Here is a 17,982-nt window from a genome sequence, read left to right as displayed (position 1 = left end):
GAAGGGCGCTCAAACTTAATTGTGACCGTCACGCGATACCTAACGTATGAAGTTAAGTACATCTTGTCGAGGCTTTATCTGTATTTCTTGAACGTGTCTCAACCGCAGTCAAGACACATTTCCCCCATCATTTCTGACTTTATTCAGGCAGTTTAAAGTCAGCTACAGATTCACGTAATGCATCGGCCATGTTTGCCAGTTCAGATACCGAACGCGCTGTATCGAAAGTCGCACTGGTGGTTTGCGAGGTAATTTCCTGTACGACATTCATCGTGGTCGCAATATGACCCGCAGAAGCCGACTGCAGTTTCGCAGCATCAGAAATGTTCGCAATCAGTTTTGCCAGGTTATTCGATACCGTTTGAATCTCATCCAGTGCCACACCGGCATCTTTAGACAGGTTCGCACCACGTACAACCTCAGCCGTGGTTTGTTCCATCGAGATTACGGCTTCGTTCGTATCCGTCTGAATGGTTTTTACCAGACCTTCAATCTGCTTGGTTGCAGAGGCAGAACGTTCCGCAAGACGCTGTACTTCATCGGCAACGACCGCGAAACCACGACCTGCTTCACCCGCCATCGAGGCCTGAATCGCTGCGTTTAATGCCAGGATGTTGGTCTGGTCGGCAATATCGTTAATCAGGGCTACGATGTTACCAATTTCCTGAGAAGATTCACCCAGACGTTTAATACGTTTTGAAGTTTCCTGAATCTGTTCACGAATCGTGTCCATACCCTCAATCGAGCGATGTACAACATCAGCACCATTCGCAGCAATTTGTACTGAACGCTCTGCTACCACCGCTGATTCATCGGCGTTGGCAGATACCTGGTCAATCGACATCGCCATTTCGTTAATCGCTGCAGAAGCACCGGCAATTTCTTGTGCCTGATGTTCCGATGCTTCGGCTAACTGGTTGGTAATGCTTTGTGTGGTCGCGGTATATTGCGCAACTTCTTGTGAAGTTTCGGTAATACGCGATACCAGGTCACGTAACTGGTCGATCGCAAAGTTAATCGAGTCGGCAATCGCACCGGTAAAGTCTTCAGATACCGTTGCATATGAACGCAAGTCACCATCTGCAAGGTCGGCGATCTCATCGAGTAAACGTAAAATCGCATTCTGGTTACGGTCGTATTCTTCTTGTAAACGGCCTACACGCTGCTTATCTGACAAGCCACGCAGAGAAAGTAACTTGAATACACACAGCAAGAAACCGACTAATAATGCAATCAGCAGGACAGCTGGAACTACCGTTTTAAGACCTGAGTTACCTGATAATTTATTCAGGTTGTCTAAAAGCACATCAGACTGGGAAAAAATTGATGCAGCGGCTTGACGAACTTTTACGATCTGTGCAGAGTTTTTAAGAATAATTGCTGATGCAGATTCCAGTACGTCATCATATTCAGCCTTGATTCCTTCCAGAGATTCACGCAGGGTTGGATCATCAATACGCTGTACACCCAGTTCAGCAGAACCATTTAACTGAGCGTTTAAATATGAGCCGAAAGTTTCGGTATCGGCACTGAAGTCATCTGCAGATTCACGTGAACCATCAGTACCTGTCAGTACCAGACTGATCGAACGCAAGATACGTTCCGCAATAAATACCTGGTTTTTGGCAATAACAACCTGGTTCGACGGCATGTCTTGACGTGCCATCTGGTCAACCATCAAGTTATATTCAGCCTGAATCCCCGGAATTGCCTCACCAATCGCGATGTTGGTATCGTATAACTGGTTAATAATCTTTTGTTGCGAGGTAATCAGATCAATACTGCTGGAAACTTCTGTCCACTGTTTATCAACCGCCTGCAACGCATCATTATTGGAGTGAATACTTTTAACTGTCTCAAGATTTTCAGCAAAGGCTTTTTGCGAGTCAGTCAGGTTTTTCATAGCTTCTGGCGTACCGGAAGCGGTCGCCTCAGTCGCCTGGCGCGAAATGGTTTGCGAGAGGAGACGCAGGTCACCCAGACTCTGAGTAAGTTCGTTGGTACGTGGTACACTATAAAAAAGATACAATAAAGTGATCAGTGCGGCTAAAAGACAGCCTGCTGCTCCATAGATCAGCGGTTTTGATTTCTCACTATCACCGAAGACACGTGATAACTGATCTATTTGCGTTTGAATCTTAGCTAAAAAAGCATTACCGCCCTTGCGGCCAGTGCTCTCACCTGTATTTTTCTTTTTAAGTTTAAAGCCCATGCAGCCTCTCCCCGGTTGACGCCTTGCTTACTTTCGAGCGCGACATTTAATTTATAAATTTTATAGATGCGTTCATAAATTTTGGATTTTGCAACAGACGACTGAATAAAAACACATGCCATTGTTGGTTGTGCTGATGGAAAAACCCCTGACAATATTCTTGTAAGTTTTTATCCAATTCAGATTTCTTCGAAAAGAAACTTTTCTTATTGAAATGTTGTATACCCAAAACTTGATCTACGACCAAACCCACATACTGGTCATTATGGTTGATGCATAATACTTTTTGAGTCGGTGAAAATTGGCTGCTTTGCCCTGATACATATTGCGTCAGATCAGAAACAGACAACAGTCTTCCCCGGATATTCGCCAAACCCAATACCCAGGCTTGTGTCTTGGGTACCGGCGTATATTTTGGGGGATAAATCACTTCTGATACTTCCCCCAGCGGAGCAACAAAATATTGCCCCATCATCTCAAAAGCAATGCCCGACCATCGGTTAACTTCATTGCCATTGGAAACGTAGTTTTTATTTCCACGTTTCGCAATGCGAAGCAATTCGATAAATCCATTTGCTGCCATAGAGCTTATCCTGCATTGAGGTGCTGCTTAATTACATCTATTAATTGTTTTTCATCGACTGGTTTTGTTAGATAGTCCGCTGCGCCTTGACGCTTGCCCCATACGCGGTCAGTAGCCTGATCCTTGGTACTCACAATCACGATTGGAATGTGTTTGGTTGTTGCCCCACGTGCAATCTGGCGGGTCGCCTGAAAGCCATTCACGCCCGGCATCACTACATCCATCAGAACCAGATCCGGCAGTTCTGCCTGTGCCATGGTGACCCCATCTGCCCCATTAGCTGCTTCAATCACATCAAAGCCATGTTTAGAAAGAATCTCTCTAAAGCGAAAAGTTTCTGTCGGTGAGTCATCCACAATTAGGATACGTGCCATGCCAATTCCCCAAAAAAATCAAATATATTAAGCACTAATATGGTTACGGATTGCAGTTAGCAATTCATCTTTACTAAAAGGTTTGGTCAGGTATTCATCGGAACCCACGACACGACCTTTGGCCTGATCAAATAAGCCATCTTTACTTGATAGCATAATCACAGGAATATTCTGGTAATTCTGAGAGTTTTTGATTAAGGCGCAGGTCTGATAACCATCTAGGCGCGGCATCATAATATCTACAAAAACGATATCCGGATTTGCTTCGGCAATTTTTGATAAAGCCTCAAAACCATCTACCGCAGTAATGACTTCATAACCTTCACGCTGAAGAAGAGTTTCTGCAGTACGACGAATGGTCTTTGAGTCATCAATAACCATAATTTTTAGATTTTGGAATTTATCGTCCATTTGTTTAACCCTTCCCATTTTAGAAACTATATGCCATAAGGCTCATAGGATTATTTTATTACGATCGATAAACATTTTTAACATAAAGTCACTTGCATTATCAATGAACATTTTCTACACAAGTAGACAAAATCATTTATTTTTAACAACAGCTTCACATTTTATTATGGTTATTGGTTTTTTTTTGACTAACGGTAGTTTTTTATTGATAAATTTAAGTCTAATATAACAAGATTATTACTTTAAAATAAGTAATTTAGCCAACTTTAAATTCGGGGAGCCAATGATGAGTCAGTTTTCAACAAAACTTGCTGTCATTGATAAAAATAAAATGACTGGTCAATTCATTGTTGCTGTATTGTTGCTCTTGCAGCTCAGCTTAACTTGTGCGAGCAGTAACCAGCTCCCACAAAAAGCCACTTGGTATCGTTATTACGACAGTAAAGGTGTGGCCAATATCAGCACCAATGTAACGCCCAATCATATCCGTTATGGTTATGAGGCACTTGACCAGAATATGCAGGTCATAAAACGTGCCCGTCCTTATAACGCTGAAGCCGATATCAGACAAGCCCCGCAACGTGCTCAACAGGCGCAGCGGATTGCGGAAGACCATAAACTTAAGCGAGCCTATAACAATAGTCAGACTGCCTTGCAAAAAAAGAATGACAGCCTGACCCAGTTAAAAAAGCAGATTGATTTTCAGCAAGAGCAAATTAAGCAATTGCAAAAAGATCGGATCATGTTCGTTCGCCAGGAACGGGAATATTTACGTAAAGGTCAAAATCCACCGGCGCACCTCAAAACCATGCTGGAAAATAATCAGAAAAATCTCATTTCCCAAAAAGAGAATATTCAATCTTTACAAAGTCGCTATCGAAATCTGGAAGCAGAATACGACAAAATTATCGCCCGTTTAAAAGCACTTGAATAAATGCAAATAGTTGGCCAAGGCTTTGATTCATAGCCAGCTAAAAGGACTCATATGCAACCTGCACCGCACTCTCATGATTTAAATATGCTTTCGCCGCGCTCTGTGCTAATCGTGAGTGCACTTTGCTTAAATATGTTTTCAGTGGCTTGCGACAAAAATGAACCTGCAGTGCAAGCCGAAACCCCAAAATCTATTGAAGTCATTTCACAGGATTTAGTTGCGGTTCAATCTGGCAATTCAGTTCAAAAAACCGCATTTACCGGCACCATCCGTGCAGTCAATCAAAGCAGCATACAGGCACAGGTCTCTGCCACTGCTACCAGCGTAAACGCGCAGGTAGGTCAATCAGTTAACAAGGGACAGGTACTGGTACGCCTGAATAACCAGGACAATGCAGCCCGTCTGGCACAGGCACGTGCCAACCTGGCCTCCACTCAAGCGCAAGCCAATCAGGCCCGCAATATGATGCAGCGTAAAAAGCGCCTGCTAGATCAGGGTTTTATTTCAAAAGTAGAATATGAACAAAGTCAGGTGGACTATCAGGCACAGCTGGAAAATGTCCGTGCCCAGCAAGCCAATGTTGATATTGCCCAGAAAGCAGATCGTGATGGCATCATGACCAGCCCGATCAGTGGTGTAATTACCCAGCGCCAGGTTGAGCCTGGCCAGACCGTTGCAATTGGACAAACCCTGTTTGAAATCGTCGATCCGAAACGGCTGGAAATTCAGGCACGCGTACCCAGTGATCTGCAATCAGGTTTAAGGCTGGGCAGTAAAATCGAATACACTATTCAAGGTAATCCAAACCGGCTCACTGCCGTAATTAGCCGGATTTCCCCTATTGCAGATCAGGCCAGTCGCCAGATCGAATTCTTTGCCACGCCAAATGAAACCATTCCCTCGCTAAGTATCGGCTCCTTCGTTGAAGGCAACATTCTGAGTTCACAACAGATTTCCGGACAGCTGATTCCATTGGATACCATTCAGGATATCCAGAACAAACCCTATGTCTGGGTGATTCGCCAGAATAAAATTATCAAGGTCAATGTTCAGGTACTAGAACAGCGTTATAGCGATAACATTGCCGTGGTTCAAGGACTGGAAAATGGTGATCAGGTCAGCCGGGTTAAGTTTAGCGAAGCCGATCTGCAAAAAACTGTCACCCTTCGCGCCAACTAAAGCCATTCATACAGGATCATTGATATGTGGTTTACCCGAATTAGTGTGAAGTATCCGGTTTTCACCATCATGATGATGTTCTGCCTAATGGTGCTGGGGCTGGCTTCATGGCAGCGGATGGGCGTTGAAGAATTCCCTGATGTCGATTTCCCTTTTGTGGTGATCTATACCAATTATCCAGGCGCTTCTCCGGAAACGGTTGAATCGGAAATCACCAAGAAACTCGAAGATCAGATCAATACCATTTCCGGTTTGAAACAGGTGATTTCCCAGTCTAGTGAAGGCCTGTCCATCATCACCACCGAATTTAATCTAGATGTGACCTCTACCACAGCAGCTCAGGACGTGCGGGATAAAATCGCCTCTGTGACTGCTGAATTCCGGGATGAAATTCAGGAACCGATTGTCGAACGTTATGATCCGACAGCAAATGCAGTGATGTCGATTGTATTTGAATCTGACAATATGGACGTAAAAACACTGAGTTCATATCTGGACCAGCGGATTGTGCCACAACTGCGTACAATCCCAGGGGTCGGTACGGTCAATCTGTTAGGTGATGCACAACGCCAGATCCGGATCCAGGTAGAGCCGCAAAAACTGCAAGCTTTTGGTATCGGTGTAGATAGTGTCATTAATACCTTAAAGACAGAAAATATTGAAGTCCCGGGAGGCACTCTCAAGTCTGGGAATTCGGAACTGGTTATTGAAATCAATTCCAAAGTGCTGCATCCCCTCGCCTTCGGTGATCTGGTCATTGCCAATAAAAACGGCGTACCGATTTTTCTCAGACAAGTGGCCAATATTCAAGACAGTCAGGCAGAGCTGGAATCCGCTGCCTTTTTGAATGGGAAAGCTGCAGTTGCAATTGATATTTTGCGCAGTTCAGATGCAAACGTTATTGAAGTAGTAGACAAGACCTACGCAGTTTTAAAAAATATTGAAGCGCAGCTTCCACAAGGCACTACCTTACAGGTGGTGGTGGACGCCTCCAAAAGTATCCGTGGCACCATTGGCGATGTAGCCCGCACTATTGTGGAGGGTGCAGTACTGGCTGTGCTGATTGTCCTGCTGTTCCTGGGTTCTTTCCGTTCAACCGTAATTACCGGTTTGACTCTGCCGATTGCACTCTTGGGCACGCTGACCTTTATCTGGGCCTTTGGCTTTAGCATCAATATGATGACTTTGCTGGCGCTGTCCTTGAGTATTGGTCTGTTGATCGACGATGCAATTGTGGTGCGTGAAAATATTGTCCGGCATGCCGATATGGGCAAAGATCATGTGACTGCTGCACTCGATGGCACCAAAGAAATTGGACTCGCTGTGCTGGCCACCACACTGACCATTGTTGCCGTATTCCTGCCTGTGGCCTTCATGGGCGGTATTATTGGCCGCTTTTTCTACCAGTTCGGGGTCACGGTAAGTATAGCCGTGCTGATCTCAATGTTTGTCAGCTTTACCTTGGACCCGATGCTCTCTGCACACTGGGCAGAAAAGAAAAAAGATCCGAACAGAAAGCCAGGCCGGATACAACGTTTCTTTAACTGGATTTCCGGCAAGCTGGATAATTTAAGCCATGTTTATGAAAAACTGCTAAAACTGGCACTGCGGTTCAGATTTATCACCCTTCTGATTGCCGTTGCTTCATTATTTGGTGCCTTGGGGTTATCCAAGCTGATTGGTACCGAATTTGTACCAGTTCCGGATAAAGGCGAAATCCGGATCAAGTTTGAAACACCAGTCGATTCATCGCTTGAATATTCACAAGCCAAACTGCAGCAGGTGGATCAGATTATTCGTCAGCATCCGGAGGTCAAAGCCACCTATGGGGTGATTAATGGTGCAACCGACCGCGGTAAAAACCATGTCAGTTTACGGGTGACCGTGACACCGCGTACCGAGCGTGAAAAAACCCTGAATGAGCTGAATAATGAATTCCGTCAGCGTCTGCAATCGGTTGCCGGAATCAGCATTACCTCGGTGGCATCCGCTGATGAAACCGTATCAGGTGGTCAGAAACCGATCATGATTTCGATCAAAGGACCTGATCTGGATGAACTGCAAAAAATTTCCGATCGTTTTATGACGGAAATGGCTAAAATTGATGGCATTGTTGATCTGGAAACTTCATTGAAAGAGCCCAAGCCGACGCTTGGTGTCCAGATCAATCGTGTCCTGGCCAGTGATCTAGGCTTATCGGTGAATCAGATTGCCAATGTGGTCCGTCCACTGATTGCTGGTGATGATGTCACCACCTGGCAGGATGAAAAAGGTGAAACCTATGATGTAAATCTGCGCCTGACCGAAAACCAGCGTAGCTTGCCAAGCGATTTACAGAATATGTATATCACTTCGAATAAAACCACTGCCAGCAATCAACCAATTCTGGTTCCTCTTTCAAGCGTGGCCAAATTTGAAGAAAAGCTCGGCGCTTCGCAGATTAACCGACGTGATCTGGCTCGTGAAGTACTCGTAGAAGCGAATACGTCTGGACGCCCTGCAGGCGACATCGGGGCTGATATCAGCCGCTTGCAAGAAAATTTCGATATGCCACCGGGCTATAGTTTTGACACTCAGGGTTCCAATGCCGATATGGCAGAATCTGCAGGTTATGCCTTGACCGCGATTACCCTATCAATTGTATTTATCTATATTGTACTCGGTTCGCAGTTCAACAGCTTTATTCACCCTGCGGCAATTATGGCTTCATTGCCATTGTCGCTTATTGGGGTATTTCTGGCCTTGTTCCTGTTTAATTCGACCATGAACCTGTTTTCGATTATCGGGATCATCATGCTGATGGGACTAGTGACCAAGAATGCGATTCTGCTAATCGACTTTATCAAGAAAGCCATGGACCGCGGTGAAGACCGTTATGATGCGATTATTGAAGCAGGTAAAACCCGTCTGCGTCCCATTCTGATGACCACCAGTGCCATGGTGATGGGGATGGTTCCGCTGGCCTTGGGACTAGGCGAAGGGGGGGAACAAAGTGCACCCATGGCACACGCCGTGATTGGTGGCGTGATTACCTCTACCCTGCTGACTTTGGTGGTGGTCCCGGTGATCTTTACCTATCTGGATGACTTTAAGAATTTTATGCTGCGTCAGGCATGTAAAATCATGGCATAATTTAATGCAACACAATGAGGTGACATTCCCAAATGCTCACCTCATTTTTTATTGTATAATCCCTGCTTTAACGCTTAATTTTTTAGGACAGTTTCCATGCGCGCGAGTCGCTTTTTATTTGCAACTTTGAGAGAAACCCCGAACGACGCTGAAGTTATTTCGCATCAGCTCATGCTTCGTGCCGGTATGATTCGTAAGTTGGCTTCAGGTTTATACACCTGGTTGCCGATGGGCGTTCGCGTATTAAATAAAGTTGCAGCGATCGTTCGCGAAGAAATGAACAATGCCGGTTCTCTTGAAGTATTGATGCCTGTAACTCAACCGGCATCACTTTGGGAAGAGTCTGGACGTTATATACAGTATGGTCCTGAACTGCTACGTTTCAAAGACCGTCATAACAATGATTTCGTGCTTGGCCCAACACATGAAGAGGTCATTACTGATCTTGCACGTAACGAGTTGAAAAGTTACAAGCAATTGCCTGCCAATTTCTACCAGGTACAAACCAAGTTCCGCGATGAAATCCGTCCGCGTTTTGGTGTAATGCGTTCACGTGAATTCATCATGAAAGATGCCTATTCTTTCCATGCCGATCAGGAATCTTTGCAAGAAACTTACGACAAAATGTACGAAGCCTACTGCAAAATCTTTACCCGCTTAGGTTTAGATTTCCGTCCAGTACAAGCGGACACTGGCTCTATTGGCGGTTCAGGTTCACATGAATTCCACGTCTTGGCTTCAAGTGGTGAAGATGATATCGCGTTTTCGACTGAATCTGACTATGCCGCCAACATTGAAATGGCTGAAGCGGTGCTTGTCGGTGAACGTGCAGCACCAACACAAGAACTTAAACTGGTAGATACGCCAAATCAGAAAACCATTGCTGATGTATCTGCCTTCTTAGGTACAGATCCTGCCCATTCAGTAAAAGCGTTGCTTGTACAAGGTGTTGCGGCTGAAGAAGGTCAGGATGCACCCGTAGTGGCGCTATTCCTTCGTGGCGATCATGAACTGAATGAAATTAAAGCTGAAAAACATCCTTTAATTGCAGTGCCACTGACTTTTGCAACCGAAGAACAAATTCAGGCTTTAGGTTTAACTGCTGGTTTCGTTGGTCCTCAAGGTCTGGTAGAAAAAGGTTTAACTGTCATTGCGGATCGTGCAGCATCTGTATTGTCTGATTTTGTTGCCGGTGCAAACGAAGCAGATCAACACGCAACTGGCGTAAACTGGGAACGTGATGCACAGTTCACTGAAGTTTTTGATCTGCGTAACGTGGTTGAAGGCGACCCTTCTCCAGATGGCAAAGGTACACTTCAGATCAAACGTGGTATTGAAGTGGGTCACATCTTCCAGTTAGGTCAGAAATACTCTGAGGCTTTGGGCTGTAAAGTTCTTGGTAAAGATGGCAAACCATTTACTGTAACCATGGGCTGTTACGGGATTGGTGTGACACGTGTGGTGGCTTCAGCAATCGAGCAAAACTTCGATGAGAAAGGTATTATCTGGCCTGAAGCGATTGCGCCTTTTGAAGTTGCGATTGTGCCAATGAATGCGCATAAGTCACCACGTACCATGGAAGCAGCTGAAGCACTGTATGCAGAATTGACCGCAGCGGGTTATGACGTCATTCTTGATGACCGGGATGAGCGCCCAGGCGTGAAGTTCTCCGATCTTGAAATTACCGGTATTCCACACCGTATTGTAATTGGTGAAAAAGGTCTGGATGCGGGTACGTTTGAGTATAAAGGCCGTCGTGATGCTGAATCTGTAAATATTTCTAAAGAAGAGTTATTAGCGAAAATCGCAAAGTAATTCCTTCTTACCATAAAAAATCCCGCTTCATGCGGGATTTTTTATGGTTATCTCGGCCTCAACAGAATTTATGACCACCAAAGCAGTTCGGCTTAAAATCTTGACCTTGTAATTTTAAATTGTTTAGAGGGAAATCAATTAAAGTCGGGTTTTTAATTTCACTTACATCCAGTGAACCGCCAACAATACAACCACTGATAATGCCTCCACAAATTCGGACATTATTAGTCAAGTCATGGTTAATTCCTGCAATCGTTTGTTGTAAAACCTCATTTGTAATTTGTACTTTATCTGATGGAGAGATACTGCCTAAATCTACCTCATCCTCCATTGCCAGCCACCATCCTTGATTCGCAGCGACTGCCGCGCCTGGCCAAAGAATTTTTTGTGATTGTAATGATAAGGATGCCGGGTTATTTAAATATAGAGCATGGATTAAGCCAAGATTTTGATTTACTGTAATATCAGTCTTGAGACCTGTTAAATAGCCCGTAATTTGCTTATCGAGGGTCAGAGCACCATTTAACAACTGCGCTTTTAATGGACCACTGAAATCTATACGCTCCACTGTGCCTGTGCCTTTCAAGACGATTTCCTTCATACGTGTTCCTGAAACAATAGTAGAAGGAATAGCAAATGGGGCTGTTGATTCCTGCAAAGTGAAGGAATAATCATTTGATTTATAATGCAAATCAAGAGGCAAGGTTAAATTCCCTAATTTACCCCTCACAGTACCTTCAATATATTGGCCCGTAGATGCATAGTCCATAACCCGAGAAGCTGTGTTTGCTACACCTGATGCTGCTTTAGTCTTCATATAACCACTAAAACTGTTAATCCCATTAGGTGTATTGCTATTTTCAGCACCCAAAGTCAAAAGACCCTGAATTTTTTCGGCGCTTAGACGAAAGCCTAGGACTTCACGAGTAGATGCCTGATTTGGATTTTTAATCGCAAATTGAAGAAATGGATTGGTGATCAATGCTGAACTACTTGCGCGATCATCGGCAGTATAGTTCGAATTCGCGGGCAGACCACTTAATGCGATATTATCAATATCAATATCACAGCCTGCCGCCCCATTCACGCCACCGCAACCCAGTTGTAGCTTTTTAATATTGGTATTGATCTCCATCTCGGCTTCTAAACCTAATTTATAGAAAGAAATATTGGACTGATCATAGTTATTACCAAGATTATCTATTTGTTTAAAACCTTTTTGTACTTCCATCGAAAGAAGTGCCTGACCCTCTACCGTAGATAATTCTTCATCATTTAAGCTGGTCATTGCAAAACTTTGTTGTGTAATCGCACACATTGCTACAACCAGACTATTTAAAAGTATTTTTTTCATTTTAATGTCCTTATATTCTTATTAGCGTGGCGTAATACCCATCGTGCTACGAATCGTCCCACCAGTCAGCGCAATATTTGCTATGTTTTGCATATTGCCATTGGTGGCCATCGCAAAATTGGTTTTAAATGGTGTCGCAATATTATTTGTATAATTCAGTTTGACCTGATTATCTAAAGTTACTGTATCGGCACTGACACGGACTTTCCCTTTAACACCCAAATGACCTTCCATCCGGTTAAAGTTAATTGAAGAAGTTTTTAATGCACCGGTTGAATCCATATCTTCATTGGCAATACTAAAATAGCTCCCCAGATTATTTTTGTCTGCATTTTCTTCTGCAGTAAGGGGTCTGAATTTAAAGTTTGCATCAAAAGATAAAAAATTAGTATCTGGTGAATCGCTGGTTGGATCCACTCCTGGAATGATGAGGAGCTCGCCATTTCCATCGAGTTTAAAAGCAATATTGGTCAAAACATCATCACGTTTAGAAAAATTATCGTAAGGCACATAGCCCCCGCACTTAGCGACCGATGCATTGGTACAATTGTATTTAGAGCCTGGTAATTGACCAATCGCAAGCTCAGCTTTAGCCCCTATCAGCAGTTTATCGGCACGAATATAAATACCTTCATCTTCATAGCCAATAATACCTTCCGACTTGATCAGGGCATCGATATTCCTAAAACCCGCATAATAGTTAACTGCCTCACCATGATCGCCATTCTTGCCATCAATCAATATAATTGAGGTTGTGCTTGGCAAACCGGTTTTTTTATCAATTCCGTAACCTTCTGTAGATACCATCATGTTATAAGCAATTGCCTGCTTATTGTCTGCTCCATAAGTCGTTCCCGACAAGGCAACATTGGCATTCAAATTATAGATAGGAATACCGATTCCCCAAGAACCTCCGTCCCCACCAATTTCCGCCAAAGAGTTATCTGATATAAAGCGTGCTTTCGCAGCAATGGATTGAAAATCCATTCCACGCACGGCGATAAAGGCAAAATCTTCTCCATTCGCGGTAGTACTGAGTATTTGTTTAAGCACATTACTACTACTGCCTAGCGTCTTTTGCATATTCTCATTGATTATAAAATCGAGATTTTTTGCAGTAATGGTATTTATATATATATTGCCAAAGTCGATATAAGCATTTTTACCATGTAAGGTTCCGTCAGCATTACGTGTAGTCAATGGTCTAATATTAGAAAATTGCACAGCATGACTTCCCTTACCAGTATGCCCAATCTCAAATGTTGTTGGGGCCATAGTGGCTGGACGTCCGGCACTATTAGCACCAGTAAAATCCGCAGATAATCCTAGGTTCAACCCGCCTTCCCCAACCAGGCTACTGTATCCTGTAGCAGTTTTGTCCTGACGCTCCAGTACCCCATTTACTTTATTACTCACATCAAAAGTACCGATCTGGGTTTGATCAGCACTCATGGATAACCTTGCATTGGTCACGGCACCCGAAGCACCTAAACGCATAATATTTTTACGTTCGTTATTTGGCGTGTTATAACGCAAGTCTATATTGACCCCAGGATTGGTCGGATTAACCCGACCAGCTACGAGATCAGTTGTATCTTCAGCACGCTTAAGATCCACATAATGATCTTGATTACCATTTCTCGTAGTGAGCACCACACCTTCAGCCGGGTCAATATACAAATATCCCTGACCCGCGAAATTAAAATTAAAGTCATTTAGAATTAAGCTATTTTCACCCAATTTATGACTAATCGTGGCATTTTTAAGTTGAAAATCGATACTGGCAATTGAGTCTTTATTAAATAAACCGGCACTGGTTTGTAATAGAACACTCAGCGGTGTAGAAGTACTCATTCCCAATACACCTAAGCTTTGATTAGATTGTTCCCCAGCAGTCCGAATACTATTCGCAGATTGGCTACATGGATTAGTGGTACAGGCAACCTTTACCAACTTTAAATCTGCAGTGGCTTGAAATGGGGAAATACTTGCCGCAAGCCGGAGACCAGCTCCCTGCTGTGTGGCACCTACATCTATTTCAAGTTGACTAATAATTGGTTTATTATTTTTTCCAGTAATTTCAAAATTATGTAAACCTAAACCCATTTTAGTACTGGGGTTTAAGTTTGGATCGTACCAATTCACTTGGGCAATAGTGGCTTTAGAAATTTCATGGGTAATGACCATACCGTCTTGTCCAGTCACCTCACTCAACTCCTGCTCTTCGATAATTTCAAGTGCATAACTTTGTTGTATAAGACACATGCATACCGTCAGCAACTTCAACTTTATTGTTGTTTTTTTCATTTCTATATCCTTATGCTGTACTTAGCGTTGTTACTAACAACGACTTTGTGCTCCACCTGTACAGTTATAACCAAATATTTTCAAATTGCCTGACATATGCAGATTTCCATGCACGTTCAACCCCATAAATCCTTTTTCAGCACCTTTATCAAATGAAGGAACATCTTGGGGCGCGGTTGTATAAGTTCCATCAGCATTATAAATACGGCCAGTATAGGTACTATAAACACCTGTATTGGCATAACCTTCTAAGGCGCCAGCACCTGTGCCCGTTTCAATCGAAACCGTATTAAAACCCAAGTCCCTGATTTTTAAAGGCTTGTCATCGTAAAAGGTAATTTGCATCGCCGTCTGTGGTTCATTACGGTGATTAATAATGGTTGTACCATCAATTGAAAACTTATCAATCTGAATTGTGCCTTGAATGCCTTTAAAGACTAACCACTTCTTATTTCCATTGGCATCAACATGGTTATTCGGCGCTATTGCCAGACGGCAAAATTGTTTTGTTGCTCCACAAGCGGTGGGATCTAGAACATAAAATACTTCGAGCGGATTACCACTTCCGTTAAGCCGGGAAATTTGAGCCTTACTTAAATCTGTTGCATAGATATGGTTCAAGGATAAAGTCCAGCTAAGGTCAGCTCCACCCTGCCCCACTGTATCGGTTAACTCTTGCTGATCAAGGGTTTCCAATCCGGCAAAACTGATCATAGAAGTACACAATAATGTACAGAATATGGTTAATTTGGACATTTTATACTCCTTTATAGACCAGTTGTTTTAATTTTCAGATGCTGAATCAGGACACCATCAATGACAGCAGATCCAAAATTCTTACTTACACCATCAGTATTTTTAAATACGATTCCTGTTGAATTCACACCATCCTTGGCTCGCAGCATATTGGTCCCCGGGACACGCTCTGTAGTCCCTATCGAGATGCTACTGTGAGTCGCATTGCGCCCCTGATAAAGTGCGCTAGTATCTGCAGCATTATTTTTAATTGGTGTACCACAACTATAGACATTACAGGTTGAACCCTTTAGATCTGTGGTTCCCAGTCCGCCTCCATAATTCTGATAGATTTGATTATAGATAGCAGGAATTTTAGGAATACGTGTCACTTCTAAAATAATATTATTACCTTCTGAACCGACTACAAAAGGCTGGTACATATTACCGAGCACCAAGTTAATATTAGGACTATAGAGATATAAACCTTCAGAATCATGAAATATCGGAGCAACACTGCCGTTCAAAGCCGGAGTCGGTCCATCACCATCAAGTGCATTGGTTTTTGCTGCAGTACTGAGACGAATACCTTTACTGTTAAGATTAGCGTCACTACTGCTGAGCGTTTCTGGCCGGTCATTAGTATTTAGCCGGATTATACTTGTCATACCTAAGGTTTGGCTGTAATCCTTATTATCAGATTCCAGGGTTTGAAATAAACGAACTTGCGAGCCATTGAAACTCAAACCATTGGCAACAAATTGGGTTCTTAATCGGTAATCCGTATCAAGCCCTGATGTTGGCCCACCTGTTATAGGATCTACCAGATTAGAGGAGTCAAGCGCGCGAGCAAAAATATCACTCCAGAAGCCCAGCTTGATATTATTATCACTTTCGACGCCTGCGATGGGGCTTAATGGGGCTTCCAAAGCAATATAACCTACATCTTTAGCAGCATCCTTAAACTGTTTGACATTCTCAGTTCCTGCCCGGAATAACCAGGGATTATCTGCCGATCCCCAACTAAAACCCTGATTACTATATCGCGTGCTTAGAGAACCATCACTTTTTGATAATGCCAGACCATAAATAAATACATCGGCTTTAGTTCTTAAAGAACTAACTGACGTGTTTTTTGCCTCTAACAAAGCAGCAGTTTTCGCATCACTCAGAATGCTTGCATAAAGAGCTTCTGTCTGCTTTTTTGCTTCTGCTTCTGCAATTTGACCCGCTTCAAATTTTGCACGAATGTCGGCTGCTTCTTTAGAATATTTTTCTAATTGATTAACAAGTGCTGTAATTTCTGATGCAACTGCATTGGTACGAGTAAAATTACCTAAACTTCGATAAAAAGCAGAACCTGTTAAATTGTTATTGACTTCACTTGCGCGATTACCAAACAGCAACTGAATCATTTCCATAGTATTTTGAGTTGCGTACTCAATAGCCTTTGCTTCAGAACCAGGCAAAGTATTTGCTGTAACTGAACGCATTGAATGACGAGTTGTACCATCTTGGGCTAAACTTTCGCCATCCAGCCAAAGCCAGCCATCCCTATACCCCCAAGTACCGTCCATGTAATCCGAGAGCCTTTGAGTATAATAATTTCTAATGATCGTATTCGACTCAAAGTATTGTTGCGGAATTTCAGACTCTAATTTGGTTCTTTCAGCAGTCAATTTATCCGGAATAGACTGGGTATAGGTACTGTATAGGCTTGTGTAATTCGTATCGTAAGTTGAATTGTAGGTAGAAGTATATAAAGTGTTATATCCTTTATCTATTTTGCCTTGGAGAACATTGCTGTCATAAGAGGTTTTATAAATTTTATCGTAAGCACGCTGACCAAGTTGGTTATAGTTTTCGCCGGTTGGAATAATCCGAATAAAACCGGTATCAGCCTGCCCCGGATTTTGAATTCCTCTCGCGTAACTGGAACCATCAGAAAGATCTTTGGGTCCCTGAAACACCATTTTAAAATCATCAAGTACCAGTGCAACACCCTCACCAGTGGTGTCAGAAAGAGAAGAGTCTGATAATTCCTGCATCGCATGTGCAGAAGGCAACAGGCTGAAACCGATGGTCATCGCCAAATAACTTTTGCGAAATTTTAATATAGCTTTGATCTGAGTCATCTCGCTCTTTCCTTTTTATCTGATGCTCCGCACCTTTATACTTCAGCTTCCCAGCCGCGTCTTTTTTATGGTTATGCGGAATCCATTATGCTGATTTTTAACACAGATGCCAAAGCCAATTAGGCGAAAAATAGCAGTTTCCGATGAATGAAAATCTCAAAAAAATAAACGGGACATAAAGTCCCGTCATTCAATAGCTTAAAGCAATTAGGTCTTTGGTAAAGTAACACCTGTCTGACCTTGATATTTACCGCCACGATCTTTATATGAGGTTTCACAGACTTCATCAGATTCAAAAAACAGCATCTGTGCCACACCCTCACCTGCATAAATACGCGCAGGAAGATTGGTAGTATTTGAAAACTCTAAAGTCACGTGTCCTTCCCACTCTGGCTCAAGCGGCGTCACGTTGACAATGATGCCACAACGCGCATAAGTCGATTTGCCCAAGCACACGGTCAAGACATTACGTGGAATGCGGAAATATTCGATGGTACGCGCCAAAGCAAACGAGTTCGGCGGAATGATACAAACATCCGACTCGATATCAATAAAGCTGCGTTCATCAAAGTTCTTCGGATCGACAATTGCAGAATGCACATTGGTGAATACTTTAAATTCACGTGCACAACGCACGTCATAGCCGTAGCTGGATACGCCATACGAAATCAGCTTTTGACCATTTTCATCCAAACGTACCTGGTTTTCTGCATACGGTTCAATCATGCCGTGTTTTTCGCTCATTTCGCGAATCCAACGATCAGACTTAATTGCCATTGATATAATCCAAAAATCTTAAGAACAAGTTATT

Annotated in this window: 13 protein-coding genes; 4 read left to right on the top strand and 9 right to left on the bottom strand. The window is 43.1% G+C overall.

The genetic code is table 11. The features are described from left to right. Positions 1-139: 139 nt before the first annotated feature. The 4 genes from VXQ92_RS10105 to pilG are packed head-to-tail and all read right to left on the bottom strand — an operon-like array spanning position 140 to position 3,580. Complete coding sequence (locus VXQ92_RS10105; RefSeq protein WP_064096411.1) at positions 140-2,212, bottom strand: methyl-accepting chemotaxis protein; 2,073 nt, start codon at positions 2,210-2,212, stop codon at positions 140-142. Positions 2,213-2,258: 46 nt separating this feature from the next. Further along, positions 2,259-2,795, bottom strand: a complete 537-nt coding sequence (locus tag VXQ92_RS10100; protein WP_064102470.1) for a chemotaxis protein CheW — start codon at positions 2,793-2,795, stop codon at positions 2,259-2,261. Between the two features lie 5 nt (positions 2,796-2,800). Continuing rightward, on the bottom strand, positions 2,801-3,169 hold the full coding sequence (locus VXQ92_RS10095) for a response regulator (RefSeq protein ID WP_064096413.1): 369 nt from the start codon (positions 3,167-3,169) through the stop codon (positions 2,801-2,803). Between the two features lie 27 nt (positions 3,170-3,196). Continuing rightward, a complete protein-coding gene (gene pilG, locus VXQ92_RS10090; protein ID WP_064096414.1) occupies positions 3,197-3,580 on the bottom strand; it encodes a twitching motility response regulator PilG in 384 nt (127 codons plus the stop codon). Positions 3,581-3,866: 286 nt separating this feature from the next. Here pilG and VXQ92_RS10085 point away from each other — a divergent pair, with 286 nt between their 5' ends. The 4 genes from VXQ92_RS10085 to VXQ92_RS10070 all read left to right on the top strand — a co-directional run bounded on the left by VXQ92_RS10085 (position 3,867) and on the right by VXQ92_RS10070 (position 10,640). After that, the gene (locus tag VXQ92_RS10085; RefSeq protein WP_416681355.1) at positions 3,867-4,514 is read left to right on the top strand and encodes a hypothetical protein; all 648 of its coding nucleotides are present in this window, start codon (positions 3,867-3,869) and stop codon (positions 4,512-4,514) included. Positions 4,515-4,565: 51 nt separating this feature from the next. Further along, on the top strand, positions 4,566-5,693 hold the full coding sequence (locus VXQ92_RS10080) for an efflux RND transporter periplasmic adaptor subunit (protein ID WP_416681352.1): 1,128 nt from the start codon (positions 4,566-4,568) through the stop codon (positions 5,691-5,693). Positions 5,694-5,717: 24 nt separating this feature from the next. Next, on the top strand, positions 5,718-8,825 hold the full coding sequence (locus VXQ92_RS10075; protein ID WP_416681349.1) for an efflux RND transporter permease subunit: 3,108 nt from the start codon (positions 5,718-5,720) through the stop codon (positions 8,823-8,825). 96 nt (positions 8,826-8,921) lie between these two features. Further along, entirely contained in the window at positions 8,922-10,640 is a 1,719-nt protein-coding gene (locus tag VXQ92_RS10070) for a proline--tRNA ligase (RefSeq protein ID WP_416681346.1), read from the top strand. Between the two features lie 58 nt (positions 10,641-10,698). Here the strand turns inward: VXQ92_RS10070 and VXQ92_RS10065 are convergent, their stop codons facing one another. The 5 genes from VXQ92_RS10065 to dcd form a co-directional block, all read right to left on the bottom strand. Then, entirely contained in the window at positions 10,699-11,994 is a 1,296-nt protein-coding gene (locus tag VXQ92_RS10065) for a hypothetical protein (protein ID WP_144724007.1), read from the bottom strand. Positions 11,995-12,015: 21 nt separating this feature from the next. Next, positions 12,016-14,301 carry a hypothetical protein gene (locus VXQ92_RS10060; RefSeq protein WP_064102475.1) on the bottom strand — a complete coding sequence of 762 codons (2,286 nt, stop codon included), beginning with the start codon at positions 14,299-14,301 and terminating at the stop codon, positions 12,016-12,018. 33 nt (positions 14,302-14,334) lie between these two features. Next, positions 14,335-15,057, bottom strand: a complete 723-nt coding sequence (locus VXQ92_RS10055) for a hypothetical protein (protein WP_416681344.1) — start codon at positions 15,055-15,057, stop codon at positions 14,335-14,337. Between the two features lie 11 nt (positions 15,058-15,068). After that, complete coding sequence (locus VXQ92_RS10050) at positions 15,069-17,171, bottom strand: hypothetical protein (RefSeq protein WP_416681342.1); 2,103 nt, start codon at positions 17,169-17,171, stop codon at positions 15,069-15,071. A gap of 207 nt (positions 17,172-17,378) precedes the next feature. Further along, positions 17,379-17,948: a dCTP deaminase gene (gene dcd / locus VXQ92_RS10045; RefSeq protein ID WP_004280726.1), complete on the bottom strand. Its 570-nt coding sequence runs from the start codon at positions 17,946-17,948 to the stop codon at positions 17,379-17,381. Between the last annotated feature and the right edge of the window lie 34 nt (positions 17,949-17,982).

The sequence above is a fragment of the Acinetobacter sp. 228 genome (assembly GCF_048147885.1).
The sequence above is the reverse complement of the archived record's forward strand: the minus strand, read 5'-3'. Positions and strand labels throughout refer to the sequence as shown.